Origin of the sequence: Streptomyces sp. NPDC093225 (genome assembly GCF_044753805.1) — a bacterium.
Classification (GTDB): Bacteria; Actinomycetota; Actinomycetes; order Streptomycetales; family Streptomycetaceae; genus Streptomyces.
Map to the genome: position 1 here is coordinate 66,531 of NZ_JBIVNX010000007.1, position 24,935 is coordinate 91,465.

Genomic DNA, 24,935 nt, shown 5'->3' on the forward strand with positions numbered 1-24,935 from the left:
TCGGGTCGCGGGGGCGGCGTCGTTCGGGAACGTCAGTCGATGCCCGGGAGGATGTGGGGCTCGGCGAGGTCGTCCTCGTACCCGGCCAGCCGGATGGGGGCGGAGCGGGCCCACACCTCGAGGCTGCCGAGCTCGTCGGACCGGCGGACGGGCCGCTCGGTGCGTTCGGTCAGGACTTGATCATGCTTCTTCAACTCAGGTGACACCGCGCACTCCTTCATGTCGCGTGACCCGTCGGGTGCGGCCGCGGGCCGGGTGGATGGGTGATCCGGTCGCGGTGGCGCCGTTCGTGTTCGCTACGGCTGCGGCCTGGTGAAGCCGTCCGTGTGCCTCAGCGTACACATTTGAGCGTAGATCCGCTCGATCGTTGAACGGGTCTCCCTCGAGGGAGGGATGAGTTCCAGCCTGTTTTCACTTGGTCGCCGGGAGTTCAGCGTCCCGTACCTCGGAGTGTTCACCCGACCGTGATCTGCTCGCCCCGGTGGACGGACGGACGGCCTTCGGAAGGGACTCGTCGTGGCGGAGACCAGCATGCGTGAGGTGCGCGCGGTACGCAGTGTCGCGGAACTCGTGGATCTCTTGGACGCCTGCCGCGGCGCATGGGACACGCCCGACCGCAGCGGCGACCCCGTCGACCTGTACGACCACGCGCTGCAGACCGCGCACCTGCTCCGCCGCTCGCACCCGGCCGACAAGGAGCTCCAGGTGGCGGGACTCGTGCACGACCTGGGGCACTTGCTCCGTCCGGGTGATGACGCGGGCCACGCCGAGACGGGCGCGGCGGCCGTCCAGGACCTGCTCGGAGCGCGTGTCGCGCGGCTGGTGCGACTGCACGTGCCGGCGAAGCGGTACCTGGCGGCGGTCGAGCCGGGGCGGCCGCTGTCGGCGCAGAGCGCGCTGACCCTGCGGTTCCAGGGCGGGGTGATGGGGCCGGCCGAGGTGGCGGCGTTCGAGGCCGATCCGGACGCGGCGGCCGCGGTGATACTCCGGCAGGCCGACGACGCGGGGAAGGTCGTCGGCCTGGCGGCCGGCGACATGGAGGACTGGCGGCCGGTCCTGGAACTCGTCGCGGACCGGGCGTACGCGCCGTGAGGCGCCGGGGGTAGGAGCCGTGGGGCGCGGCGCCGGGCGTACGTGCCGTGGGGCGCCGGGGTCCGTGCGTGCGCGGTCGGCCGGGGCGGCCGGCCGACCGCGCACGGCGTTCGGGTTCTGGTCGGGGTTCGGCTCGGGGCTCTGGTCCGGGCCCGGTTACCAGTTGGCGGGCGCGTAGTCCTTGAGGAAGACCCCGTACAGGTCCTCGCCGGCCTCGCCGCGGACGACGGGGTCGTAGACGCGGGCCGCGCCGTCGACGAGGTCGAGGGGGGCGTGGAAGCCGGCCTCGGCCAGGCGCAGCTTGTCGTAGTGCGGACGCTCGTCGGTGATCCACCCCGTGTCGACCGAGGTCATGAGGATCTTGTCGGTCTGGAACATCTCGTGGCCGCTGGTCCGCGTCACCATGTTCATCGCGGCCTTGGCGGCGTTGGTGTTCGGGTGCCCCGCGCCCTTGTAGCCGCGGCTGAACACGCCCTCCATGGCCGAGACGTTGACGACGTACGCACGCCCGCTGGCCGCCCGCCGCGCGGCTTCGGCCATCGCCGGCCGGAGCGCGCTGATCAGGATGAACGGCGAGGTGTAGTTGCACAGCTGGGTCTCGAGCAGTTCCACCGGGGTGATCTGGTCGATGGTCTGCACCCAGGTGTTCGTCTCGACGACGTCCGGCAGCAGGCCGCCGGCGTCGATGGCGGTACCCGCGAGGTGCCGCTCGATGCTGGCGTTGCCCGCCACCAGGGCGAGGTCGGCGACCTTCTGGGCGTCCAGCCCGCTCGCGCCGAGGGGCAGCGCCGCCAGGCCGTCGACCGCGCCGGAGTTGAAGGCGCCGATGACGTGGTGGGCCGGGAGCTCACCGGCGGGCAGCGGGGCGTTCTCCCCCTCGACCAGCGCGGCGTACGCGGTGGGCAGGCGGCGCACGGTCTGCGTCGCGTTGTTGATGAGGATGTCCAGCGGACCGGCCTCGGCGACCTGGTCGGCGAGCGCGACGGCCTGCGCCGGGTCGCGGAGGTCGATGCCGACGACCTCCAGGCGGTGCATCCAGTCCGCCGAGTCCTCCATCGCCTTGAAGCGGCGGATGGCGTCCTTCGGGAAGCGGGTGGTGATCGTGGTGTGGGCGCCGTCGCGCAGCAGCCGCAGCGCGATGTACATGCCGATCTTCGCCCGGCCGCCGGTGAGCAGCGCGCGCTTGCCGGTGAGGTCGGCGCTGGCCTCGCGCTTGGCGCGGTTGTGGGCCGCGCACGGCGAGCAGAGCTGGTGGTAGAAGTAGTCGACCTCGACGTACCGCGTCTTGCAGACGTAGCAGGAGCGCGGGCGCTGGAGTATGCCGGCGATCCGGCCGGCCTCCGTGACGGAGGTCGGCAGGAGGCCCTCGGTCTCGTCGTCGATGCGCTCGGCGGAGCCGGTGGCGGTGGCCTCGGTCACGGCCTTGTCGTTCGCCGTCTTGGAGGCGCGGCGCTCCTGGCGGCGGCGCTGCTTGACCGTGCGGTAGATGCCGGCGGTGGCGCGGCGCACGGTGATCGCGTCGGGGTGGTCGACGTCGATCTCGTCGAGCTCTTCGAGCACGCTCAGGCAGACGGCCAGGCGCTCGGGATCGATGCCCGGGCCGTACACCTGGTTGTCTTCAGTCACCGTCATGGCCGCTGCCGTTCCTCTGTCGCACGTGGTCACGTCCCAAAGGGAAGACTTTACGGAGCGCCCGGCCCGCCCTCCAAACCCGCTCACCTTCCGCTACCGGGGCGGTGCGCTCCGTGTGCTCGCGGGGCGTGCGTGTGGTCCCGCCGTGCGGTGCGTGTGCTCGCTACGCCCGTACCGCGACCGGAGTACGACCGGGACCCTGCTCAGGCAGGAGGAATACTCGAGTGGGGGGCGGCATTGTGGAGAACATGGACGTCTCCCCGCGGAGCCCCCGATGAGCGCACTGGCGCTGGCGGTCCTCCTCTCCCTGGTCTCGGCCCTCGCCTACGCGAGCGGGGCGATCGTCCAGGAACGGGTCGCGGTGAGCACTCCGGACCGTACCTACGCACCCCTGCGGCACGCGGGCTGGTGGTTCGCGGTCGCACTGAACGGGCTGGGCGCGGTGCTGCACGTGGCGGCGCTGGCGTACGGGCCGCTGAGCCTGGTCCAGCCGATGGGCGCGCTCACCATCGTGTTCGCCCTGCCGCTCGCCGCCCTCTTCGTGGGCCGCCGGGCCGGCCGCACCGCCTGGCGCGGCGCGCTGCTGGCGACGGCCGGGCTCGCCGGGCTGCTGGCGCTGACGGGCGAGGCGCACTCGGAACCCCTGTCGACGGGTGAGCAGGCCGTGCTGGTGCCGGTGACGGCGGGCGCGGTGGTGCTGCTCTTCGCGCTGGCGCGGTGGGTGCACCGGCCCGTCGGGCGCAGCGTCCTGCTGGCGGCCGCCGCGGGTACCGCGTTCGGCATCGCGTCGGTGTTCACCAAGTCCGTCGCCGTGGCGTGGACGGTCGACGCGCCGCTCGCGCAGTATCCCGGCATGCTCGTCATCGGCGTGCTGGCCTGCACCGGGCTGCTGCTGTCGCAGGCCTCCTACCGCGGCGCGGGGCTGACCGCCCCGCTGGCGGCGGTCACCGTGGTGAACCCGGTGGTCGCGGCGACCGTCGGGCTCACCTTCTTCGGCGAGTCGTTCCGGCACGGGGCGGCGGGCGGCCTGGTGGCGGTGGTGTTCGGGCTGCTGACCGCGGTGGGGCTGGTGCTGTTGATGTCCGAGCGGCACGCCTCCGACGTGGCGGCGCGCTCGTCGATCTCAGAGGGCCGAGTGGTGACCGGTTCGGCGGGTCGGCCGGTGGGTGGCGTGGCAGGCGGCCGGGCGATGGCCGGCGCGGACGGCCGAGCGGGGGCCGGGGTCGCCGTGCGGGCGACCCCGGAGCCGTCAGACCGAGACGCCGTGACCGCGCAGGTACGCGAGCGGGTCGATGTCGGTGCCGTAGCCGGAGCCCGTGCGGATCTCGAAGTGCAGGTGCGGCCCGGTGCTGTTGCCAGTGGTCCCGGAGCGCCCTATCCGCTGCCCGGCGTTGACGGACTGCCCCGCCCGTACGGACAGCGCCGACAGATGCGCGTACTGCGAGTACCGGCCGTCGGCGTGGCGGATCACGATCTCGTACCCGTAGGCCCCGGCCCAGCCGGCCGAGACCACGGTGCCTGAGCCGACCGCCTTGACGGAGGTCCCGGTGGGCACGAGGAAGTCCACGCCCGTGTGGTAGCCGCTGGCCCAGTGCGATCCCGAGGTCCGGTACTGGGTGCCGATGGAGGCGCTCACGGGGAGCACGAACCCGCCGGCGTGCGTGCGGTGCGCCGGCTTCGTGGCGGCCGGCTTGGTCCCGCCGGGCCTGGCCGGGGCGGGCTTCGCGACCCGTGGGGGCTTGGCGTCCGGCCGCGGCGCCGTGTGGCGCGGCCGGTCGGTGACGCGGAGCGAGAGGCGCTGGCCGGGGTAGATCAGGTTCGGGTCGTCCCCGATCACGCGCTGGTTGGTGGCGTAGAGCGCCTGCCAGCCGCCGGCGACCCGGTGGTCCTGGGCGATCGCGGAGAGCGAGTCGCCGGGGGCGACGGTGTACGGGGAACCCGGCCCGGCCACGGCGTGTCCGGCAGCGGTCCGCTGCGCGCCGCGGTCCGGGGCGGCGGGGCGGGCCTTGGTCTCCTGTACGGGCTGGGTGCGGTGGGTCCGGGTCCGTTGACCGCCGCCCGGGTCGGTGTCGGGGGCGGGCCCGCCGCGGTGCAGTCCGGCCTCGGGGCCGCAGACGGGCCAGGCACCGGGGCCCTGGCCCTCGAGGACCTTCTCGGCGATGGCGATCTGCTGGCCCTTGGTGGCGAGGTCGGCGCGCCGGGCGTAGACGGTGCCGCCGTACTCGCGCCAGGTGCTGCTGGTGAACTGCAGGCCGCCGAAGTAGCCGTTGCCGGTGTTGACGTGCCAGTTGCCACTGGACTCGCAGGCGGCGACCTTGTTCCACGTGTCGACGGTCGCGGCGTCGGCGGCGGTTCCCGCGACGAGCGGCAGCACGATTCCGGCGCCGCCCGCCGTGACCGTCAGCGAGGCTCGGTTGATGCTGCTCGGCTGGTACCGGCGGTGCCGGCCGCGTGCGGCCATGGGTCCCCCCTTGAAGACATCAGGAGCCGCTCAACCTAACGGCGGCGGCCGGAGCGTGACAAGGGGGCTCACAGGGGCGCAAGAGCGCCTCTCCGTAAGGAAGTTGATATTCCGTCGGTTCGTGGGTGTGCGCTCGGGGATACGTGCTGGGGGCACTTGACATGGCGTCGCACGGGCGGCGCACCGAGACGCGCCGGGGTGCATGCCCAAGTAGGCTGTGTTGTACGGTAGTTGGCTTGAAAGACGTCAGACCGGAGTAGCGCCGTGGGGGCGCTCGCGGTCGTTCTGTGTGGGGGAGGCGTTGCTCCGGGAGCGCTGGAAATGGCGCGAAGACGTTGGGGGGAGGTTCGGGGCGCGGTCGCGGACGCGGACGCGGGGGTTCGGTGTGTGGGGACGCCGAGTGGGGGGCGGTGTGGGGGACGCCGACGCGGGGGCTGGTGCGTGGGCGGCCGTGGTGGGGTGGGGTGATTGGGGCGGCCTTGCGAGGGTGGCCCGGTAGTCGGGTGGGCTCGCTTCGGGGGCGGGTCCCGTGGTGTGTGGGTCCCCTCGGCGCTTGACGGGGCATGGCCTGCGGGCCCTGCGGCAGGCCCACCCCTGGGGCTTCGGGGCCTTCGGCCCTGGCCTTCGGCCACCCCAGGCCCGGGCCCGCCTCCGGACCAGCCTGCCATGCCCCGTCAAGCGCCTCCCCCACACACCACGGGACCCGCCTGGCCCTGCCAGGGATCGGCGGACCGGTCGGGGGCCTCCGGTGGGCGCCGCGACCCGCGGAGGGGGACAGTGAAGGCATGCGAGTCACTCACCGCGCACCGGCCGCCGGGGACGAGACCCGTCCCCCCGATCCCGAGCCCGCACCGGTGCCGGACCCGATGCCCACGCCGCAGCCGCCGCCGATGCCCCCACCGCCGACGCCCGGGCCGATCCCGGAACCGGACCCGATCCCGCCACCCCCGGGGCCCTCGCCGGTCCCGCAGCCCGGTCCGCTCGGCTGATCCGGTTCGCCGGCCGGCCCTGGTACGTCCTGTTACGGCCGGCTCTGGTGCGTCCTGCTACGGGTGGTTTCCCAGGTCGCCTGACCCGTCCGCCGCGGGTGGGGGCGGTTGCTGCCGTCCTCGTCGTGGGCTTGGACGGCACGGCCGCAGGGGTGGCCCGCGAGCGCGGCGGCAGGTGGCGGCCGGCCTGGACCCCGATCGGCGTCAGGCCGTACCGGTAACCGTTGCTGCCCGAGCCGCGGCGGCCAGGCCCCATACCGGGCTGGCGAGTACCGGGACGTCGGTCACGGCCACGGCGGCGGCCGGAGCCATCGAAGCCTGGGCGAGCACGATGACGTCCGCTCCGGTCCCGGCCCGGGGGCCGGTCGTGCGATCGACGCCGGTACGGTGGGCCGGGTCGGTGCCGTCCGTCCGGTCGGTAGCCGTCAGCGCCTCCACCGCGCGTGCCACCAGCGCGACGTAGCCGGCCGGGTCGCCGGCCTCGAACCGTTCCCAGGCTCCCGGCACCAGCCGGGTCTCCACGCTGAACGGCGCCTCGGCCGGGCCGGGCCGGGCGGCGGACTCCTCTTCGAGCAGGGCGGCGGTCGGGCCCAGGGTGCTCTCCAGCGCACCCAGGACCACCACGCGCCCGCCCAGGCGCGCCGCTTCCGCGGCCATGGGGCGGTCCACCCGCAGCACGGGCACGCCTGCTGCCGCCGCGTGCGACTCGGCCACGGCGCCGATGGTCGAGCAGGTGCACAGGACCGCCCGGGCGCCTCCGGCCACCGCCTCCGCCAGCAGGTGCCCGACCTGTGTGGCGACGGCCTCCGGCCCGTGTGCCCGGGCGCGGTCCAGCAGCTCCGGCGCCACCACGTGGTGCAGTTCCAGGCCCGTGTGGTCCCGGTCCCGCAGGGCGTCGAAGACCGGGACGTGCACCGGCGAGGTGTGCAGCAGGGCCAGCGTCACCACTGGGAGGGGTCCTCCGCGAGCTGCTTCTGCGCCGCGGCCACGAGCTCGGCCGGAGGTTCGGGGGCCTCGTCGGGGTGCCGGGCGGCCCACGCGGCGGCGTACGGGCACAGCGGCACCACCGGCACGCCCTCCCCCGCCGCGATCCCGTAGAACGCCCGGACCAGGTCGCCGCCGATGCCACGGCCCTCCTGGCCGGGCTCGACCACGGTGTGCACGGCGACCAGCGCCGGTACCCCGCCCGCCAGCACGAAGTAGGCGATGCGGCCCACGACCTGCCCGCCGTCCCGGGCCTCCAGCAACCCGGCGGCCCGCTCGTCCCTGATGTCGACCGTCACCGCGACGCTCTCCCTCGACCACTCGATGTCCGACGCACGGCCCCGGGCCGGCGCCCTGCGCCCACCCCTCCCGTGAGGGGGCGGCGCCGGTGTCAGCGGGCCGCGGCGACCGCGTGCGGGCCGCGCTGCTGATCCGTACCCGGAACCGGCGCGGACATGTCGGCGCCGAGTGCGACGATCCGGTTGTCCGCGTCCACGTGCACCACGCTCGGTACGAGCGCACGCGCCTCGGCGTCGTCGACCTGGGCGTAGCTGATCAGGATGACGAGGTCCCCAGGGTGCACCAGGTGTGCGGCGGCGCCGTTGATGCCGATCACGCCCGAGCCGCGCTCGCCCTCGATGACGTACGTCTCCAGGCGTGCCCCGTTGGTGACGTCGACGATGTGCACGAGCTCGCCGGGCAGCAGGTCCGCCGCCTCCATGAGCTCGGCGTCGACGGTCACGGACCCGACGTAGTGCAGATCGGCCTGCGTGACGGTAGCCCGGTGGATCTTGGACTTGAACATGGTGCGCAGCATTTCGGACTCCTACGAGACGGCTCCCTGCCTGCTTTCTGCAGGTCAAGGGCGTCCCGCACTCTACACCGGGAGGCGTATGCGAGGGGACGGATGCTGACCGGACGCCAAGACGTAGTACGACCTCACGTTCAAGATCTACGGCCACGTCATGCCGGGCTCCATCGGCAACGCCGCCAAGATCCCCGACGTGGGCCTCGGCATGGGAGAGCTCAGCAGGGATTCCCCCGCTTGGCGTGTCGCCGGAGCCGGTGCGGCACCGGTGCGGCATCTTCTTCTAGCTGGCGAAATGCGAAGAAACAGCGGGAATCGGCGGTCGATGGGGGTGCCCGATGGGCGCGAGCGGCATCGGGCAGGGCCAGCCGGACGACGTGCCACCGCCTACGGGCAAGGAGTCGGAGAAGGCCGGCGCCCCTCCTGCAGCCGGGCCTCCGCCCGGTCGGGCCGCGGGCGCCCGGAAGCCGGCCCCACCGAGGGTCCGGTCCGGCCCGCTGACGCGGCTGCGAGAGGCGGGGAGCGCGGCCCTGGGGGCGGGCCCGCCCCCAGGGCCGGCCCGTCCGGAGTTCTGGCGGAGTCCGCTGCGCGGTCCGTGGCTGACCGCGGTGTTCGGGCTGGTCCTGTTGTTCGGGATCACGGTGCTCTTCGTGACGGGTCTGCTGTCGTATGCGGCGTACAACCCTGATCTCGCGGCGGTCAACGACCAGACGCCGAACAAGGGATGGCTCGGCTTCTACCTGTTCTCGTGGCCGACGTCTCCGTACTGGCTCTACCGGCTCACCCAGGGCGTCCACGTGACGTTGGGCGTCGTCCTCGTGCCCGTCCTGCTGGCGAAGCTGTGGTCGGTCATCCCGAAGCTGTTCGAGTGGCCGCCGATCCGCTCGATCGGCCACGCTCTGGAGCGGCTGTCCCTGCTCCTGCTGGTCGGCGGCGTCGGCTTCGAGTTCGTCACCGGAATCCTCAACGTCCAGCTCCATTACATCTTCCCCGGCTCCTTCTACACCTTGCACTTCTACGGAGCCTGGGTGTTCATCGGCGCCTTCGTCGTCCACGTGACCTTTCGACTCCCCAGGGCCTTGCGGGCCGTGCGGCCACGGCTCGGGGAGCCTGCGGCGGGTACCGGGGAAGCCGTCGGGCTGGTCTCGCCGCGCCCCGCCGCGCCGACCATCTCCCGCCGGGGCGCCCTCGCCATGGTGGGACTCGGGTCGGTCACGCTGCTCGTGGTCACGGCCGGGCAGAGCATCGGCGGATGGTGGCGGAACACGGCGCTGTTGGCCCCGCACGGCCGGGACCCGGGTTCGGGCCCGAACGGGTTCCAGATCAACAAGACGGCCGCCTCGGTCGGTATCCGGCCCAGCGACGTCGGTCCCGCCTGGCGGCTGACGGTACGCGGCCCGGGGCGTCAGATCGATCTGACGTACGAGCAGCTCCTGGCCATGCCCCAGCACGAGTCGGCCCTGCCCATCGCCTGCGTGGAGGGCTGGTCGACCCCGGACCAGCGGTGGGGCGGGGTCCTGCTCACCGATCTGGCCGCACTCGTCGGGCTCGGGGTGAACACGCCCGAGGTCCTCGTCGAGTCGGTGCAGCGTGGCGGCTCGTTCAGGTCGGCCGTGCTCAGCGACCACCAGGTCCGTGACAGCCGCTCGTTGCTGGCCGTGCGCGTCAACGGGGCGACTCTCTCCGCCGACCACGGCTACCCGGCGCGGGCCATCGTCGCGGGGGCTCCGGGGGTCCACAACACCAAGTGGGTCACCCGCCTGACCTTCGGAGAGTCCGCATGAGCGCCCGGACCGCGTTCCGGCGCCGCTACGGCGCCTCCTCGCTGCACCTGCTCCTCGTGCTGGCCTCCTTCGCCCTCGCCCTCTACGCGGGTCTGCGCCTGTTCGAGGGGGACACGCTCGGAGTGGCCGTGTGGTTCGTCGGAGCGGCCCTCCTCCACGACCTGGTCCTGCTGCCCCTGTACTCGGCGACCGACCGGGCGGCGCAGGCCGTGTTCACCCGGGGACCTCGCCCCACACCGCCCGTGCCACGGGTGAGCGTGAACCACGTCCGCGTACCCGCGTTCGTCTCCGGAGTTCTGCTGCTCGTCTGGTGGCCGCTGGTCCTTCGCCGGGTCGAGCACTACACGGCCGCGACCGCCCTTCCGGCGGACGGGTTCCTCGGACGCTGGCTGCTCATCACAGCGGCGCTCTTCGCGGCATCGACGGTGGTCCTGATCGTACGGACCTGGCGCTGGAGCCGGGCTCAGCGGCAGGCGCGCAGCGCGACGAAGTGACGCCCTCGCCCGCTGGTCCACCGTTCGCTCTCGGTCCACCCGGCCGCCACGGCGTGACGACGGAGGGACGCGGCCCCGATGCGCGGCTGGGTGACGGTGAGCGGCCCGGCCCCGGCGGAGGATGCCGTGCTGGACCACTGGATCACGACGGCAGTGGCGTTCGCGGACATGCTGCCGCCCAAGTGGGATCCGTACTCACTGCTCCAGCAGCTCCTTCAGTGCAGCCAGGTCCTTGACCTGGGCCCGGCGCATGGCCGCTGCCATCACGGTGGCGCCGAGTGAGGCGAATCCGCTGGGCTCGCCGCGGTTGCGGAGGGTCATGCGGGTGCGGTCCGAGGCTTCCCCGTACGGCTCCCAGGTGTAGGTGGTCTCCATGGGGAAGGGGCCTTCGTCCGTGCGCATCACCAGTCGGCGCCCGGGCTCGTACGCGGTGACCTCGTACGTGTAGGCCAGCCGCCTGCCGAGGAAGCGGGCGACGAAGGCGACCTTGGAGCCGACCGCCGGCGGCGGCGGGGTCCGCCATTCGGCGGCAGTGATGTTCGCGTACCACTCGGGAGCGTGCGTGGGGTCTGCGGCGTAGGCGGCGACCCTGTCGCACGGGGCGGCGATCACGGCCTCGGTCAGCACGTCGACCTTCATCGGAGAGCCTCCGCTCAGGACTCGGGGTCGGTCTTGGCGACCAGGTGGCGCTGGTAGTGCCGCGCGACGCGGGCGCGGTCGCCGCGGCCGGCCGAACACCATGCGCGGCGGGGGTGCTGCTTCACGTAGGAGAACACGCAGCCCGGTGCCAGGCAGGCACGCAGCTGCGGCCGCATGTCGCCGGTGAGCAGCCTCGGCAATCCGGCCGTCGACAGTGCCGCGGCCCTGCTGTCCGCCGATTTCGCCACGGGGCACACCGTGCGCCTGTCCGGCACCGCGGTCCTGGGGTGGTCTCCTGGTGGCTCCGGCGCACCGCGACACACGCCGCATCCGGTCCGCCGCCCAGCGCACAGGGAGGACCGACGGCCATGAACGAGCCGACACCGGAATCGAACGGCCGCACCCGCCTCGCCTACGTCCTCGGAGTGCCGCTCGCCCCGGAGGTCGAGCGGCAGTGGCCCCAGATGGGCGAGGTCGTCCGCGGCAGCACGCTCATCGGTGAGGTCGAGGGGAATTTCCCGGAGCTCACGCTCGGAGTGGGACGACGGCTGCGCCTCGACGATGACGTCATCGTCGTGGAATGGACCTGCGACTACGGCGACGGCCGCCTCTACCGCAACGTCACCATCGCCGAGCTCCGCGACGGCCGGGCCGTACGGGTCACCGACTACTGGGGCGAACCCACCTCTACTCCCCCGTGGCGGCGACCGCTCACCGCCCGCCTCGACATGCCGGGCGACGGCGTCTGGAAGGACCACGACCACCTCGGTCACCACTGAAGTCCCGCGCGCGAGTCAACGGCCGTCAGCCCCGGCCGCCGCCGCTCCCAACGCTCCCGTATGACGGAAGTCTTACGTGCACGCGTGGGAGACCCTCCGCACGCTCCGCACTGCGTAGCGTCCTCGGCATGCGCGTACTCGTCACCGGAGGAGCCGGGTTCATCGGCTCCCGCATCGTCTCCGCCCTGAAGGACCGGGGACACGATCCCGTCGTCCTCGACGCCTTGCTGCCCGCCGCCCACCCCTGCACGCCGCCGCTGCCCGACGCCGAGTTCGTGCGCGCCGACGTACGCGACGCCGACGCGGTCAGAGCCGCGCTCCGCGGAATCGACGCGGTGTGCCACCAAGCGGCCATGGTCGGCCTCGGCAAGGACTTCGCCGACGCCCCGGAGTACGCAGGCTGCAACGACCTCGGAACGGCGGTGCTGCTCGCGGAGATGGCGGCCGCCGGGGTGGGGGAACTCGTGCTCGCCGGATCGATGGTGGTCTACGGCGAGGGCCGGTACACGTGCGAACGGCACGGAACGGTACGCCCCGGGCCACGCCGGACCGAGGACCTGACGGCGGGCCGGTTCGAACCCCGCTGCCCCGACTGCGGAGCCGACCTCGCGCCGGGCCTGGTCGGCGAGGACGCCCCGACCGATCCCCGGAACGTGTACGCGACGACGAAGCTGGCCCAGGAGCACCTCGCGGCGAGCTGGGCCCGCTGCGTGGAGGGTCGTGCGGTGTCGTTGCGCTACCACAACGTGTACGGGCCCGGCATGCCGCGCGACACCCCGTACGCCGGGGTGGCCTCCTTCTTCCGCTCCTCGCTCGCCCGGGGCGAGGCACCCCGGGTCTACGAGGACGGCGCGCAGCGGAGGGACTTCGTCCACGTCACGGACGTGGCCGCGGCCAATGCGGTGGCGCTGGAGGCGGTCGGTGCCCGGCGGGCGGGCGCACTCGCCGTGTACAACACGGGCAGCGGGGAGCCCCACACGGTCGGCGAGATGGCTGCCGCCCTGGCCACGGCGCACGGCGGACCCGCCCCGGTGGTGACGGGCGAGTTCCGCCTCGGCGACGTACGGCACATCACCGCCGACTCCGCCCGGCTGCGCAAGGAGCTGGGCTGGCGTCCGGCGGTCGGCTTCGCCGACGGCATGGCCGAGTTCGCACGGGCCGGCCAGCGCGAGTCGGCCGGTGTGACGGGCTGAGCCAGCCCCAGACCTCGCGCGTCTTTGCCGGATTCCACACCTCCCAGAGTGACACCGTGCGGTGCCGCGTGGACCCGGGCCTGCCGCCCTGCGACGCGGTGTCCGCGTTTCGTAAGGTCTTCGGGCGGCCTTCCTCGCCCTTCGGTTCCTACGGTGTGGAGGGTGACTCCTTCTGCTTGCCGTCCGCCCCGCGCGGACCTCGTACTCCCGTGCCTCGACGAGGCGGAAGCCCTCCCCCGGGTCCTGGCGCGGGTGCCGGCCGGGTGGCGGGCCATCGTCGTCGACAACGGCTCCACCGACGGCTCGGCCGACATCGCCCGCTCCCTCGGCGCCACCGTCGTGCACGAGACCCGGCGTGGCTTCGGCGCCGCCTGCCACGCCGGGCTGCTCGCCGCACGCGCCGAGCTGGTCTGCTTCTGCGACTGCGACGCCTCCATGGACCCCGGCCTGCTCGCCCCGATGGCCGAGCGGGTCGCGGCCGGTGAGGCGGACCTCCTGCTCGGCCGGCGCCGCCCGCAGGGCCGCGGCGCCTGGCCCGCGCACGCCCGGGCCGGGAACATCGCCCTGGCCCGCATGGTGCGCCGCCGCACCGGCCTGCGGCTCCACGACCTCGGACCGATGAGGGTCGCCCGCCGCGAGGCACTCCTTGACCTGGACCTGAGCGACCGGCGCAGCGGATACCCGCTCCAGATGGTCGTACGGGCCGCCGACGCGGGCTGGAAGGTGGCCGAGACGGACATCCCGTACCTGCCCAGATCCGGGAAGTCCAAGGTCACCGGTACCTGGCGGGGCACCTGGCACGCGGTACGGGACATGCGCAGGGTGCTCGCCGAGCCGCCGAGGGCCCGACCCGCACCGGCCGAGGGGGCCTCCGCTTGAACACCCTCCTCGTCTTCGCCGAGGCCCCTGCCACGCGGCGAACCACCGGGTGGGATCCGCAGCAGCGCGGATCCCACCCGGAGTCGCAGCCCCCGCAGGTGGGGTGACGAAAGACCTGGCGTCTCAGTCGACGGTCACAACCATCTTCCCGAGGGCTGCTCCGGCCTCCATGGCCCGGTGGGCTTCGACGATCTCGTCGAACCGGAAGACCCGGGCGGGACGCGCCCGCAGGACACCGGCCTCGACCTTGTTGTACATCTCATCCAACGGCACATCGCCGAGCGGGAACGCGGGGGTACCCAGGACGAAGGCGCTGCCGAAGAAGCTGAGCCGGACTCCGCTGGGGAGGTCGGCGATCGGGTCGAAATCGCGTACGGGCTCGAATCCGCCCAGGAAGCCGAGCTGGCAGACGCGCCCGCGCGGCCGGACCAGGGCCAGCGAGTCACGCAGGACGCTGTTGCCGACGACGTCGAACACCGCGTCGACGCCGATCTCCCGCTCCGCGACCTGTGTGGCGAGCGCGCCGTCGTCGATGAGCACATCGGAGGCCCCGAGCTCCTTCAACAAGGGCGCCCGCAGCGGGTCCCGCGTCGTGGCGAGGACGGTCGCGCCGTGGTCCACCGCCAGGTTGACGGCGGCCTGGCCGAGCGAGGAGGTCGCTCCCCTCACCAGGACGGTCTCGCCGGGCCGCAGGTCCAGATTGCCGAACAGGCCGCTCCACGCCGTCGCGTACACCTCGGGGACCGCCGCGAGATCGGCCCAGTCCAGCGGGGAGCGGACGGCCACCACGTTGGTCGCCGGTACGGTCACCAGCTCCGCGTAGCTTCCGTTGCGGGTCCGCCCCATGCCGCCGAGAATCGCCACGACCCGTGTTCCGGAGGCGAGTTGGCCGGAAGGGTCGGCCTCCACCACCCCGGCGCACTCGATCCCGGGGACGGCGGCGACCTTCCCCCAGGCACCGCCGCGCATGTACGCCTCGGCGTGGTTGAGGCCGAACGCCTTGACCCGGACCAGCACTTCGCCGTCGGCGGGCACGGGTTCCGGCAGTTCGGTGATGGTGAGCACCTCGGGTCCGCCGTAGGCGGAGATGACGATGGCCTTCATGCACTGACTCCATTCTTGAGCAGTCATTCAACTATCGGCGCGAAAGAAAGGCCACCGCGCACGGTGGCCCGTACGCCCCGCCGTCAGGCGAGAGCGCGGAAAGCGTTGTCGACGATCGCGCGCAGGAGCTCTTCACCAGGATCGGCCTTCCCGACGACCATGAGTCCCTGGCAGGCGGCGACCAGCAGTTTGGCGCTGCCGGAACAGTCCAGCGAGGCGCGCACCTGCCCCCTGCGCGCGGCGTTCTCCAGTGCATGGGTCATGCACTGCTCCAGGCGGGCCAGATGTCCGCGGACGACGGCCGCCGCCTCGTCGTCCTCGGCGGCGTTCTCGATCGCCGTGTTGACGAGCAGGCAGCCCTGCCGACCCTCGGGGCTGAGCAGATCGCGCACCAGACCGTCAAAGTAGCCGCGGATCTCAGCCAACGAGGCGGTCGGGGCCTCGAGTTCGCCAAGCTTCTGCGGGACGACCAGTCGCGAGTAGCGCTCGAGCGACTTCAGGAAGAGCGCACGCTTGCCGCCCGGGAAGGCACTGTAGAGACTGCCGGGCTTGACCCCGGTCGCCTTGACCAGGTCCTCGACGGAGACGGCCCGGTACCCGCGCTCCCAGAACCGCAGCATGGCCACGTTCAGGACGGCATCGGGCTCGAACTCTCGCGGTCTGGGCATGACAAGAACATACATGAACGACCATTCAAGAACAATGCGCGAACCTGACGGCTTCGCCGCGGCACCGCTTCGATCAGGCCCGACGGCCCTCCCGGCCCACCCGGCGCGCCACCGCACGCACACCGGCGTGAGCAAGGGTGAACAGCGCGATGGCGGCCAGGGCGAGCAGCCAGTTGCGCAGGTAGTCGAGCGGCAGCACGGTCGGGTTGGCCACGCCCCTCGGACGCAGGAGTGGGGGAAGCGCGATCGCGGTGAGGGAGCCCGCGACGATCAGGGCCGCACGCGGCACCCCGTGCAAGCGAAGGCCGGCCACCGCAACGAGGGCGGCGATCGCCATCACCACGGGCACGACGAACCCGTCGTGCGCGACGACCGCTCCCCCGAGCCAGACGGCGATCCGCCACGGCTCGGGCTGCTGGAGCAGCAGCCACCCGCCCCAGGCCGCGCACGACAGCCCGCATCCGCCCATCACGTACCGGAAGTTCATCACGCCACCTCCAGTCGGCCGACCCACTTGGTCTGCAGGACGCCGGGCCGGTTCGGGGCGATGATCCGCGCCGGGTAGCCGTGGTCCAGGGACAGCACGTCACCGTTCAGCCGGAGCGCGAGCAGCGTCAGCGGGTCCTGCGCGTACAGGCGTCCCATCTCCATCACCCGGTAGGCACCCGCCGCTTCCAGGGAGACCACCCGGGCCCGCGCACCCGGGCCGCCGCCCGCACGCTCCAGGAGGTCGCGCACCCGCACCCCGGTCCAGTGTGCGGACTTGCTCCAGCCCTCCACGCAGGCGATGGGCAGGGTGACGTCATGCTGCGGCATGGCGCGCAGCTCCTCCAGCGTGAGGGTGTACGGGCGCGGCCCGGCCACGGTCAGACGCCAGCCGGCCAAAGAGGCCCCGGAGATGTGCGCGGCGGCGGCCGTCCGGTTCACGGGGAGTCCTTGGAGCCCGTGGGCGGGACTGCGCGGGCCGAACAGTTCCAGCGGGCCGAGCGCGGTGACGGATTGTCCGACCGTGGTGAGCGTGACCGCTCCGACCGCGGCCGTGACGCCGAGGAGGAGCTGCCTGCGGTCCGGCCCGTCGGCCTCGGGCAATGCCAGGGTTCCGGGAGAACGGAGGGTGAAGTGGTCCCGGATCTTCGGCCATTGCACGGAGACGTGCAGCAGAAGCGATCCCAGCAGGAGCCAGGCGACCGCGTAGTGCACGGGAACGAAGGAGAAGGGCCAGGGGTACCACTGGAAGGTGTTCAGCAGCCCCGTGAACAGCTCGAACAGTCCGGCCGCGACCAGGACCGCCACGGAGATCCGCTCCAGGGCGTGGAGGGCCGATCGCACCGGAGGCCGAGCGAACAACCGCGGATAGACCGCCCACAGCTTCGCCAGCAGCAGCGGGATCGCGGCGATGCCGGAGGCCACGTGCAGACCCTGGGTGAGCCGATAGCCCCAGTACGGGCGGCTCGGCAGCCAATCGGCCAGCCATCCGGGCGGGTGCTGGAGGTAGTGGCTCAGCACACCGGTCGCGAAGCAGACGGCCACGGCCAGGCCGAGCCAGCGGCCGATGACGGTCGCGGTACGGGCATCGTGCAGGCGCGCCTTGAAGGTGACGGGCGGCCCGGAAGGGAGGGTGAAACGCATGCCCCCATCACACCCCCGACGAGGCCCGAGCAGGCAGCCGGAACACCTTACGAAACACGGACGTCCGAGGCGGCATGGCCCGCGGGAGAGCCGGCGCCTGGAACGATTCCGCAGGTGAAAGCCCATACCGCCCCCACCCCTCGCACCGGGCTGGCAGCCACCGCCCTCGCCCTCGCCACACTCACGACGCTCCTCGCCCACACCATCGGGTACGGGGGCTACTTCAGCGACCCGGTCGGCCTGTTCTGCCGGTACGCGGCCTGCTGGGCCCTCTTCACCGTCGCGCTGCTGGCTCTGCGCCGCGTCCCTGCTCGCAGCGTCGCGTGGCTGATCACCGCGGGGGCCGTCGCCGTCACGCTGACCGGGTTGATGGGGCCGCCGCGGACCAGCACCGACTCCTTCCGCTACGCCTGGGACGGCCGCGTCCAGTCCGCCGGCACCTCCCCGTACGACCACACCCCCCAGGACCCGGCGCTCGCCAGGCTGCGCGACCGCTGGCTGTTCCCCACCGGCGCCGCCTGCACGGGCGCCGGCCTCGCCCCGATCCCCCACACGGGCAGCACGCCCCACTGCACCCGCATCAACAGGCCCGCCGTCCACACCATCTACCCGCCCGTCGCCGAGGCGTACTTCCTGGCCGTAGACCGCCTCTCCCCCGCCGACTCCCGCCACAAGCCGCTCCAGGCCGGGGCCGCCCTGATCTCCCTCGGGGTCACCGGCACGCTCCTCCTGATCCTGCGACGGCGCGGCGACGACCTGCGCAAGGCCGCGTACTGGGCCTGGTGCCCGGCCGTCCCCGTCGAGGCCGTCAACAACGCGCACGTCGACGTCCTGGGCGTGCTCCTCGCGGTCGCCGGACTCGGCCTCGTCGCCTCCCGTGCCCTGCCCCGGCGGGCGGCGGGCGGAGTGCTGATCGGCGCGGCCATCGCCACGAAGCTGATGCCCGCCGTCATCCTCCCCGGCGCGCTGTCCGGGGTCCGCCGCTTCCGCGACGCGGCAGCGGTACTCCTACCCGCCGCTGCCTTCGCCGTACTCGCCTACCTCCCGTACGTCCTCCTCTCGCACGACTCGGTCTTCGGCTACCTCGGCGGCTACGTGCAGGAGGAGGGCTACGACGACCCCTCGACCGGATCCCGCTACTCGCTCCTTCGCCTGATCCTGCCCGACACCTGGGCCTTGCCCGTTCTGCTCGCCGTCATCGTGGTCGTGTCCCTGTACGTGATGTGGCGCGGCGACCCGCGACGCCCCTGGAGCGGCGCTCTCCTGGTCACCGGCTGGGCGTTCGTCCTCCTCACCCCCGGCTACTCCTGGTACGGGCTGCTCCTGATCGCCCTCGTGGCCCTGGACGGACGCTGGGAATGGCTCGGCATCCCCCTCGCGGGCGCCGCCGTCTACGTCCTTGCCCCGACGCTCCACTTCCAGCCGTCGCTGAGCAACATCGCGTACGGCGCAGCAGCGGCCCTCGTCCTCATGATGACCTGGGTCCGGCGGCGAGCCGGGGTGAGGGGAGCCGAGGCCCCGGCCACGGCGTCACGGCATCCGGCGTGACCCCGACCGGCCCGGGAGGCCGGTGACGTGCATGCTCACCGAGCGGACCGTCCCGGCGATCGTCGCGGACCTGGAGCAGGAGGGATACCTCACCCGGGTACGCGAAGGACGACGCACACAGGGCAGCCCCGACGCTCGACTTCTCGTATGTCCGGTCACGGGTCCGCCGGGGGCCGGGGGTGTGGGGCGGTGCCCCGGTCAGACCGTCGCGGCCTTCACCCGGCCCGTGGCGACGGCGTCGACGAGGGCCTGGTGGTCCCGCTCGTTCTGGTCGGCGTAGAGCTCGGCGAACGTCACCAGGGCCCGGTCGAAGGCGTCGCCGCTGCCCAGGTAGGAGGCGATGGCGATGCGGTCGCCCGACCGTGCGTGCGCACGGGCCAGCACGGCGCCGCACATCTCGCCGAACGCCTGGAGTCCCGTCGGCAGCATCTTCTCGGGCTCGGCGATGCCCTTCCAGTCGCGCAACTGCCTGATGTAGAAGTCCCGTCGGCGGCCGTCGATGCCGTCCACCCGCTCCCAGCCGAGGAAGGCGTCGCTGGTGGCCTGCAGCAGCCGCTGGCCCGAGACCACGCGCTCGCCCTGCTGGGCGTAGCGGCTGGCGCCGGCGAAGGGGGCCAGCACCGATTCGTCGGCCTCCTTGGCCTGCAGGAACAGCGGGTCCTCGTCGTCCCTGCCGAGCAGCAGCACGATCCAGCAGCGGGTGCCCACGCTCCCGACCCCGACCACCTTGCGGGCCATGTCGACGAGCTGGTACTGGTCCAGCAGGAACCGCCGGTCGGACTGCACCGTCTTCGCGTACCGCTTGATCAGCTTGCGGATCAAGCGTGCCAGCTCCGTCCGCTCGGTGCCCGGGAGCAGGTCCTGGAGCGGCGTGACCAGGGGTGGGTCCGGCGCGATGCGGACCTCCCCGTCCACCACCCGGGTGAGCTTGCGGTAGACCTGGAGATTGTCCCGGGTACGGGCCTTCGCCACCGCCTGCTCCCACCGGTCGCGGGCCCGGCCGCCCAGGCCCTGGACGAACCGGGACTGCACGTCGTGCTCCTCGAACTGGGCGTACCACACGGGGAGGTTGCCCAGCGTGGCGAACTGTCGCATCCACTCGCGGTAGGACCGCACCGTCGCGTTCACGATGCGGGCGCGCTCCTTCTCGCCGAAGCCGTTCGCCCGGCCCGCGATGACGAAGCTGGCGGCCAGCCTCTTGACGTCCCACTCCCACGGGCCGGGCAGCGTCTCGTCGAAGTCGTTGAGGTCGACCATCAGGCGGCGTTCGGGCGAGGCCAGCAGCCGGAAGTTCAACAGGTGTGCGTCGCCGCACAGTTGGGTGGTGATGCCGGACCGCGGGGTGCCCGCCAGGTCCCCGGCCATGATGGCCGCGGCCCCCCGGTAGAAGCGGAACGGCGACTCGGACATCCGTCCGTAGCGGATGGGCACGAGCTCGGGCACCCGCCTCGCCGACTGCGCCTCGATGACGTCCACCGGGTCCGGCCGCTTCTCCGCGGGGGCGTACTCGGCGTGGCTGGAGCGGGGTACGGAGCGTCTGGCCGCCTTGCCGAGGGCGGCCCGCTCCTGCGGCGTGCGGTGCCGGACGTCGTTCTGCGCTTCGGTCATGCCGCCACCGTCCTAGGAGTCCCCGTGCGTTCGGACCGGGAGGGCGGGCGCCCACCGGGCCGCCGTCCCGACCCCTTCCACCAACGTAGCTCCGGGTGGTGCGCCCGGCGAACGGGGCGCCGGCTCAGGGGGTCTTCGGCGGGGAGGGCGGGGTGGGGCTGGGCGTGGGGGCGGGAGCGGTGGCGAGTTCGCCCTCGCCCTCCGTGTCGATGTGGGGGAGGATGCGGTCCAGCCAGGCGGGGATCCACCAGGCGCGTTCGCCCAGGAGCGTCATGGTGGCGGGGACGAGCAGGAGGCGGGCGACCGTGGCGTCGATCAGGACGCTCACCGCCAGGCCCAGGCCCAGCATCTTGACGACGATGTTGTCGCTGACGATGAAGGCCGCGAAGACGCTGACCATGATCAGGGCCGCGCAGGTGATGACCCGGGCCGTGATCTCCAGCGCGTGCGCCACGCTCGCCTTCGCGTCTCCGGTGCGCAGCCACGCCTCGTGCACCCGGGACAGCAGGAAGATCTCGTAGTCCATGCTGAGGCCGAAGACGATGGCGAACATCATCATCGGCACGTAGCTCTCGATCGGCACCTTGCCCGACACGCCGAGCGCCGGGCCGCCCCAACCCCACTGGAAGACGGCGACCACGACACCGTAGGAGGCGCCGATCGAGAGCACGTTGAGCACGGCCGCCTTCACCGCCACCAGCAGGCCGCGGAAGACGACCAGGATGACGAGGAACGCCAGGCTGACGACCACGAGGATGATCAGGACCAGCCGGCTGGAGACGATCTCGAGGAAGTCGACCTGGGCCGCGGTCGTGCCGGTGACGTACGTCTTGGCAGCGGTGCCGGCGGCCGCCTGCGGCAGGACGTCGTGCACCAGGTGCTCGACCAGCTGGGTGGTCTTCTCGTCCTGCGGGCTGGCGACCGAGTAGGCGGTCGCCAGCAGGACGTCCCCGTCCGAGGTGGGCTTCAGCGGGGTGACGAGCGCGGCGTCGGGCACTCCCGTCAGGGCCTTGCCCGCCGCGGTGGCCAGTGCCGAGCGGTCCGCGGCCGGCACGGACGACTGGTCGATCACGAGCGTGAGCGGCCCGTTGGAGCCCGGGCCGAAGGCCTCGGACATCAGGTCGAAGGCCCGCCGGTCGGTGAACGACTCGGGGTCGGCGCCGTCGCCGATGTGCCCGAGCTGGATGGAGAACAGCGGGATCGCCAGGACGACCAGCACCGCGACGCCCGAGATCAGGAAGGTCCACGGCCTGCGCTCGACCCGCAGCGCGTACCGGTGCCAGGCGCCCGTGACCTCCTCGCCCGGCTCGGCGTCGGTCTCGGCGATGGGCTTGCGGACCGTGAAGCGGTCGATGTGGCGCCCGACCGCCCCCAGCATCGCGGGGACCAGCGTCAGGGCGCCGAGGACGGCGGTGACCACCGTGACGGCCGCGGCCAGGCCGAGCTTGCCGATGAAGCTGACCCCGGACACCCACAGACCGGACAGGGCGATGATGACGGTACAGCCGGAGACCAGCACGGCCCGGCCGCTGGTGGCCGTGGCCATGCCGCCGGCGCTCACCGGGTCCAGGCCGTTCATCAGGTTCTGGCGGTGGCGGGTGATCAGGAAGAGCGCGTAGTCGATGCCGACGCCCAGGCCGATCATCGTGGCCAGCGTGGGTGAGACCGTGGCGAAGGTGAAGGCCGCCGCCAGCAGGCTCAGCAGGGCCAGGCCGCAGATCACCGCGATCAGGGCGGACACCAGTGGCATGACGGCGGCGATGACGCTGCCGAAGCCGATCAGGAGCACCACGACGGCCACCGCGAAGCCGATGGCCTCGCTGGTGCGGTCGTCCGCCTCGGGCCGCGCCAGTTCGCCCAGCGGGCCGCCGTACTCGACGTCCACGCCGGCCGCGCGCAGCGGCTGGACCGCCGCGTCGACGCCGTCCAGGTAGCTCTCTTCGAGGGTGGAGGGCGCGACGTCGAACCGCATGGTGATGTACGCGGTCTTGCCGTCCGTGGACAGCGGGCCGACGTTCGGGGTGCCCGCCGGGGGCGGTGGCGGGGGCGGAGTGCCGGGCGGCGGCAGCGGGCTCTGGGCCGAGAGGACGTGCGGCAGCTTCCCGAGTGCCGTGACTGCGGAGCCGATCTGGTCGCCGAACTGGGTGAGCGGCTTGGCCGGGTCGTTGAGGACGACCTGCGCGCTGTAGCCGCCGGCCGCGGGCTCGTGCTCCTTGAGGACGTCGAGGCCCTGCTGCGACTGGGCGTCGGGCAGGGCGAAGTCGTCGGAGTAGTCGCCGCCGTACACGCGGCCCAGCGCCTGCAGGCCGACGAGGGCGACCAGCCAGAGGACGATGACGACCACGGCGCGCCGGGCGCACCACTCCCCGATGCGTCGCAGGAGGCCCTTCCGGGCGGACCCGGTGGTCGGGGTGCCGCCGTTCGCGGCAGGGCGGTCGGGCACGGGCGCGGACGATGCCATGCGGACTCCCCGGATGACGAGCACCGGCGCCGGACGCCCGTACGGGGCGGTCGCCGCGGCCGTGTGGCGGTGCGACGTGCACCGCCCGGGGCGGTGCACGTTCTGGACACCGCAATTGAAGTAGGGGCCGGATCCGGCGGCACGCCGCGCGGGCCGACCGGGTGACGGCCCGTGTGCGCACCCGGCAGCACCCCGCCGCCGCCCCTCCCGTACCGGGTGCCCGCCGCCCCGCGCGGCCTTAGCGTGGGGGCACCGCGCGGCCTCGGCGCGGGGAACGGGCCGACCCGGCGAAGGGACTGCCATGCGTCGATATCCGCCGATCGGGGACCACGGACTGATCGGGGACCTGCGGACGGCCGCGCTGGTCTCCTCCGACGGGGTGCTGGACTGGTTCTGCGCCCCCCGCTTCGACTCACCGAGCCTGTTCGCCGCGCTCCTCGACCACGACCGGGGCGGCCACTTCGCCATCACCGAGGACGGTCCCGGGACCACCACGCGCCAGCTCTACCTCGCGGACACCGCCGTCCTCGTCACCCGTTTCATGACCGAGGAGGGCGTCGGCGAGGTCATCGACTTCATGCCGTTGGGCGAGGCCGAGGCCCCCGCGGGCCAGAACCGGATCATCCGCATCCTGCGGGTCACCCGCGGCACGGTCCGCTTCCGGCTCGACTGCCGGCCCGCCTTCGACTACGCGCGCGGCGACCACGGCCTCACGCTGGAAGGCGACACCGCGCACTTCACGACGCCGGACCTCGCCGTGTTCCTCCAGGTCGGTGGGCCGGTCCGGCTGACCGCCGACGGGACGGGGGTGCACGGGGAGGCCCTGCTGCAGCAGGGCGAGATGGCGGCGGCCGTCCTGACGGTCTGCCACGGCCCCGCGGCGGCGACGGCCCCGGAGCCGATCACCGAGGGCCGCATGCGGCACGCCTTCCACTCCACGTACGAGTACTGGCACCGCTGGCTGCGGCGCAGCCGGTACCGCGGCCGCTGGCAGCAGATGGTGAACCGCTCGGCCATCACCCTGAAGCTCATGACGTACGCCCCCACGGGCGCCCCGGTCGCCGCCGTCACCATGGGCCTGCCCGAGCGGGTGGGCGGCGAGCGGAACTGGGACTACCGCTACACCTGGGTGCGGGACGGCTCCCTGTCGGTCAAGGCCCTCCTGGACCTGGGGTTCGAGGAGGAGGCGGACGCGTTCCGTCGTTGGCTGGGCGGACGGGTGACGGACCGCAGGACGGTGACCGGCGAACCGCTGCAGATCATGTACCGGGTCGACGGCGACCCGCACCTGGACGAAGCGGTGCTCGACCACCTGGAGGGCTACCGCGGCTCGGCACCGGTACGGCTCGGCAACGGCGCGGCCGAGCAGCTCCAGCTCGACATCTACGGCGAGGTCGTCTTCGCCCTCAGCCACGGCCGCGACGTGACCCACACGGCCGGGTACGACGGCTGGCAGAACCTCAGCGCGCTGCTCGACTGGCTGACCGCCAACTGGGACCGCCCCGACGAGGGCATCTGGGAGACCCGGGGCGGCCGCAAGGACTTCACGTACAGCCGGCTGATGTGCTGGTCGGCCTTCGACCGCGGCATCCGGATGGCCACCGAGCTGGCGCGGCCGGCCGACGTGGCGGGCTGGACCGCGACCCGGGACGCGGTGTTCCGGCAGATCATCGAGCGCGGCTACAGCCCCCGCCGGCAGGCCTTCGTCCAGGCGCTCGACGGGGACGTGCTGGACGCCGCGCTGCTGCTCCTGCCCACCGTCGGGTTCCTGTCCCCGAAGGACCGCCGCTGGCTGTCGACCCTGGACGCGATCGAGTCCGACCTGGTCTCCGACAGCCTCGTGCACCGCTACGACCCGCGCGAGTCCCCCGACGGCCTGCGCGGCGACGAGGGCACGTTCTCACTGTGCACCTTCCTCTACGTCGGCGCCCTCGCCCGGGCCGGCCGGCTGGGCATGGCCCGCTACGCGTTCGACAAGATGCTCACCTACGCCAACCACGTCGGCCTGTTCGCCGAGGAGATCGGCCCGCGGGGCGAGCAACTGGGCAACTTCCCGCAGGCGTTCACCCACCTGGCCCTCATCACCGCCGCCCAGGCCCTCGACGAGGCCCTGGACCGCGCCGAGGACTGACCCGGCCCCCTCGGCCCGGCGGGGGGCCGGTCGCGGCGCGCGCGCCGACCCC

22 protein-coding genes and 1 pseudogene are annotated in these 24,935 nt (G+C 72.9%); 9 read left to right on the plus strand and 14 right to left on the minus strand.

The window, feature by feature from the left end; genetic code table 11:
- Nucleotides 1-32: 32 nt before the first annotated feature.
- A complete protein-coding gene (locus tag ACIQCH_RS09330; RefSeq protein WP_234331949.1) occupies nt 33-206 on the minus strand; it encodes a hypothetical protein in 174 nt (57 codons plus the stop codon).
- 325 nt (nt 207-531) lie between these two features.
- Here ACIQCH_RS09330 and ACIQCH_RS09335 point away from each other — a divergent pair, with 325 nt between their 5' ends.
- Entirely contained in the window at nt 532-1,092 is a 561-nt protein-coding gene (locus tag ACIQCH_RS09335; protein WP_402579844.1) for an inositol oxygenase family protein, read from the plus strand.
- Between the two features lie 156 nt (nt 1,093-1,248).
- Here ACIQCH_RS09335 and ACIQCH_RS09340 read toward each other — a convergent pair whose 3' ends face one another.
- A complete protein-coding gene (locus tag ACIQCH_RS09340; protein WP_402579647.1) occupies nt 1,249-2,724 on the minus strand; it encodes an SDR family NAD(P)-dependent oxidoreductase in 1,476 nt (491 codons plus the stop codon).
- A gap of 274 nt (nt 2,725-2,998) precedes the next feature.
- Here ACIQCH_RS09340 and ACIQCH_RS09345 point away from each other — a divergent pair.
- Nucleotides 2,999-3,760: pseudogene (locus ACIQCH_RS09345) on the plus strand (DMT family transporter); the annotation flags it as partial.
- A 213-nt stretch (nt 3,761-3,973) separates the two neighbouring features.
- On the opposite strand, the gene ACIQCH_RS09350 reads toward ACIQCH_RS09345, so the two are convergent.
- The 4 genes from ACIQCH_RS09350 to panD all read right to left on the minus strand — a co-directional run bounded on the left by ACIQCH_RS09350 (nt 3,974) and on the right by panD (nt 7,975).
- Nucleotides 3,974-5,185, minus strand: a complete 1,212-nt coding sequence (locus ACIQCH_RS09350) for a transglycosylase family protein (RefSeq protein WP_402579649.1) — start codon at nt 5,183-5,185, stop codon at nt 3,974-3,976.
- Nucleotides 5,186-6,378: 1,193 nt separating this feature from the next.
- Nucleotides 6,379-7,119, minus strand: coding sequence for an arylsulfatase (locus ACIQCH_RS09355; protein WP_402579651.1), 741 nt, complete (start codon nt 7,117-7,119; stop codon nt 6,379-6,381).
- A complete protein-coding gene (locus tag ACIQCH_RS09360; protein WP_402579653.1) occupies nt 7,116-7,457 on the minus strand; it encodes a GNAT family N-acetyltransferase in 342 nt (113 codons plus the stop codon). Before ACIQCH_RS09360 ends, ACIQCH_RS09355 begins: the two co-directional genes overlap by 4 nt.
- Nucleotides 7,458-7,549: 92 nt before the next feature.
- Nucleotides 7,550-7,975, minus strand: a complete 426-nt coding sequence (panD, locus tag ACIQCH_RS09365) for an aspartate 1-decarboxylase (RefSeq protein ID WP_402579655.1) — start codon at nt 7,973-7,975, stop codon at nt 7,550-7,552.
- A 599-nt stretch (nt 7,976-8,574) separates the two neighbouring features.
- On the opposite strand from panD, the gene ACIQCH_RS09370 reads away from it, so the two are divergent.
- The gene (locus ACIQCH_RS09370; protein WP_402579657.1) at nt 8,575-9,750 is read left to right on the plus strand and encodes a molybdopterin-dependent oxidoreductase; all 1,176 of its coding nucleotides are present in this window, start codon (nt 8,575-8,577) and stop codon (nt 9,748-9,750) included.
- Nucleotides 9,747-10,244, plus strand: a complete 498-nt coding sequence (locus ACIQCH_RS09375; protein WP_402579659.1) for a hypothetical protein — start codon at nt 9,747-9,749, stop codon at nt 10,242-10,244. The genes ACIQCH_RS09370 and ACIQCH_RS09375 overlap by 4 nt, the downstream gene beginning before the upstream one ends.
- Before the next feature lie 195 nt (nt 10,245-10,439).
- Here ACIQCH_RS09375 and ACIQCH_RS09380 read toward each other — a convergent pair whose 3' ends face one another.
- Nucleotides 10,440-10,883 (minus strand): SRPBCC family protein, encoded by a 444-nt coding sequence (locus tag ACIQCH_RS09380; RefSeq protein WP_402579661.1) that lies wholly within the window; start codon nt 10,881-10,883, stop codon nt 10,440-10,442.
- A gap of 14 nt (nt 10,884-10,897) precedes the next feature.
- A complete protein-coding gene (locus tag ACIQCH_RS09385; RefSeq protein WP_402579663.1) occupies nt 10,898-11,131 on the minus strand; it encodes a CGNR zinc finger domain-containing protein in 234 nt (77 codons plus the stop codon).
- A 120-nt stretch (nt 11,132-11,251) separates the two neighbouring features.
- Between ACIQCH_RS09385 and ACIQCH_RS09390 the strand changes: the two genes are divergently transcribed.
- From ACIQCH_RS09390 to ACIQCH_RS09400, 3 genes are all read left to right on the plus strand, one after another.
- On the plus strand, nt 11,252-11,662 hold the full coding sequence (locus ACIQCH_RS09390; RefSeq protein WP_402579665.1) for a nuclear transport factor 2 family protein: 411 nt from the start codon (nt 11,252-11,254) through the stop codon (nt 11,660-11,662).
- Between the two features lie 128 nt (nt 11,663-11,790).
- Nucleotides 11,791-12,855, plus strand: coding sequence for an NAD-dependent epimerase/dehydratase family protein (locus ACIQCH_RS09395; protein ID WP_402579667.1), 1,065 nt, complete (start codon nt 11,791-11,793; stop codon nt 12,853-12,855).
- A 162-nt stretch (nt 12,856-13,017) separates the two neighbouring features.
- Complete coding sequence (locus tag ACIQCH_RS09400; RefSeq protein WP_402579669.1) at nt 13,018-13,734, plus strand: glycosyltransferase family 2 protein; 717 nt, start codon at nt 13,018-13,020, stop codon at nt 13,732-13,734.
- A gap of 123 nt (nt 13,735-13,857) precedes the next feature.
- Here ACIQCH_RS09400 and ACIQCH_RS09405 read toward each other — a convergent pair whose 3' ends face one another.
- The 4 genes from ACIQCH_RS09405 to ACIQCH_RS09420 form a co-directional block, all read right to left on the minus strand.
- Complete coding sequence (locus ACIQCH_RS09405) at nt 13,858-14,838, minus strand: zinc-binding dehydrogenase (protein ID WP_402579671.1); 981 nt, start codon at nt 14,836-14,838, stop codon at nt 13,858-13,860.
- A gap of 83 nt (nt 14,839-14,921) precedes the next feature.
- Nucleotides 14,922-15,506, minus strand: coding sequence for a TetR/AcrR family transcriptional regulator (locus tag ACIQCH_RS09410; RefSeq protein WP_402579673.1), 585 nt, complete (start codon nt 15,504-15,506; stop codon nt 14,922-14,924).
- A gap of 73 nt (nt 15,507-15,579) precedes the next feature.
- Nucleotides 15,580-15,993 (minus strand): hypothetical protein, encoded by a 414-nt coding sequence (locus tag ACIQCH_RS09415; RefSeq protein WP_402579675.1) that lies wholly within the window; start codon nt 15,991-15,993, stop codon nt 15,580-15,582.
- Nucleotides 15,993-17,135 carry a molybdopterin-dependent oxidoreductase gene (locus ACIQCH_RS09420; protein WP_402579677.1) on the minus strand — a complete coding sequence of 381 codons (1,143 nt, stop codon included), beginning with the start codon at nt 17,133-17,135 and terminating at the stop codon, nt 15,993-15,995. Before ACIQCH_RS09420 ends, ACIQCH_RS09415 begins: the two co-directional genes overlap by 1 nt.
- Nucleotides 17,136-17,249: 114 nt before the next feature.
- On the opposite strand from ACIQCH_RS09420, the gene ACIQCH_RS09425 reads away from it, so the two are divergent.
- Nucleotides 17,250-18,683, plus strand: coding sequence for a glycosyltransferase 87 family protein (locus ACIQCH_RS09425; protein WP_402579679.1), 1,434 nt, complete (start codon nt 17,250-17,252; stop codon nt 18,681-18,683).
- A 198-nt stretch (nt 18,684-18,881) separates the two neighbouring features.
- Here ACIQCH_RS09425 and ACIQCH_RS09430 read toward each other — a convergent pair whose 3' ends face one another.
- Both ACIQCH_RS09430 and ACIQCH_RS09435 read right to left on the minus strand, forming a co-directional pair.
- Complete coding sequence (locus tag ACIQCH_RS09430; protein ID WP_402579681.1) at nt 18,882-20,291, minus strand: DUF2252 domain-containing protein; 1,410 nt, start codon at nt 20,289-20,291, stop codon at nt 18,882-18,884.
- A gap of 124 nt (nt 20,292-20,415) precedes the next feature.
- Nucleotides 20,416-22,752, minus strand: a complete 2,337-nt coding sequence (locus ACIQCH_RS09435; RefSeq protein WP_402579683.1) for an MMPL family transporter — start codon at nt 22,750-22,752, stop codon at nt 20,416-20,418.
- Between the two features lie 301 nt (nt 22,753-23,053).
- On the opposite strand from ACIQCH_RS09435, the gene ACIQCH_RS09440 reads away from it, so the two are divergent.
- Nucleotides 23,054-24,883, plus strand: coding sequence for a glycoside hydrolase family 15 protein (locus tag ACIQCH_RS09440; RefSeq protein WP_402579685.1), 1,830 nt, complete (start codon nt 23,054-23,056; stop codon nt 24,881-24,883).
- Nucleotides 24,884-24,935 lie beyond the last annotated feature (52 nt).